1 protein-coding gene is annotated in these 1,166 nt (G+C 36.1%); it reads left to right on the top strand.

From position 1 onward, the window contains the following. Positions 1 to 192 precede the first annotated feature (192 nt). On the top strand, positions 193 to 858 hold the full coding sequence (locus HP401_RS29455) for a hypothetical protein (RefSeq protein ID WP_173607621.1): 666 nt from the start codon (positions 193 to 195) through the stop codon (positions 856 to 858). The last annotated feature ends 308 nt before the right edge of the window (positions 859 to 1,166 follow it).

Below are 1,166 nucleotides of genomic sequence, written 5' to 3'. Positions count from 1 at the left end.
ACATGATCTGAGTGCCTTTTTCATGAGACAAGCCTCAAAGGTTAAATTGAGCCGTAACCTTCCAAAAGACCGTCTGTGACATAAACTTGAAGTGGTGAAAATCCCAATATATGGTATGCTTATATTTACAAGTCCATTGATCAAAGTGTGAATTATATTCAAAAGAAATAATGTGAATTGGTGGGGAATAAAATGCGTAAATATATAATTGGAAGTTTATTTGGACTATTAATAGGAGGATCGATAAGTGTACATGCAGAAGTGATTAGTTTGGTTGGTAAGGTTGTTGAAGGAGAGATGCCAGTAAAAATTAATGGCAAAACACTTAATAATAAGGCAATAGTTGTTGATGGAACATCATACCTGCCAGTTCATGCTATAGGTAACACATTAGGATATAATGCTTCATTCGTCCCAAATGAAGGGATCAAGCTATATCCTAAATTTGATGAAGAAAGGCTTGCAATTAAGTATCTTCCGATTGTCAATATAAATAATACGTTCACAACAAACTCTGACGATTATTATTATTTGGAGTCAGACGGAAATCAATATGTTTCTGTTAATAGTATAATTGGACCTTATGACTTTTATTGGCCCAAACCGGGTACAGCGGTGTTTCACCCATTGTTAGAGACCGAGAAGTCGAAGTTGGACACTAACGGTATTTTCAATAAAAAAGCAGACGATGTTACAATAATAGTATCCGATGAGTATGTAAAAGATGCAGATGCCTTCAGATATGAAGGGATGCAAGGAAAGGTTTTTGTGAAATTATCTTCTTTAGGGTTGAAAGCTGAAGTTAAGTATAATGACGAATATAAGGATTACGAGCTAGCTATTACCATACGTGAATGAAAGTCGGTCCTAAAATCGGAAATATTGGGGACGAAAAAATAAAAGAGAAATTTTTATAGAAACCACTCCATCGTTAGGAGTGGCTTTTTCGTACTTAAGTATATTTTGCAAATTGTACTTTGTGTTTTGGTTGAAGATCAAAAAGTAAAGTGTTTCCCTTCAAAAACCCGACAAAAAGCTGGATAAAACCCGGACAAAATCGGGGATAAATGGCAGGACGATTTGAAATGTTATGGACGGTAATCCTGAGTCAAGAGCAAGCGACAACAGCTCTTGGGAGATACCGCCTATCCCTTATCAATGGTGCC

Origin of the sequence: Brevibacillus sp. HB2.2, assembly GCF_013284275.1 — a bacterium.
Classification (GTDB): Bacteria; Bacillota; Bacilli; order Brevibacillales; family Brevibacillaceae; genus Brevibacillus; species Brevibacillus brevis_D.
The sequence above is the reverse complement of the archived record's forward strand: the minus strand, read 5'-3'. Positions and strand labels throughout refer to the sequence as shown.

Bases quoted from the DNA above. Each gene is read 5' to 3' on its own strand.
- HP401_RS29455 (WP_173607621.1), top strand. From the start codon at position 193: ATGCGTAAATATATAATTGGAAGTTTATTTGGACTATTAATAGGAGGA.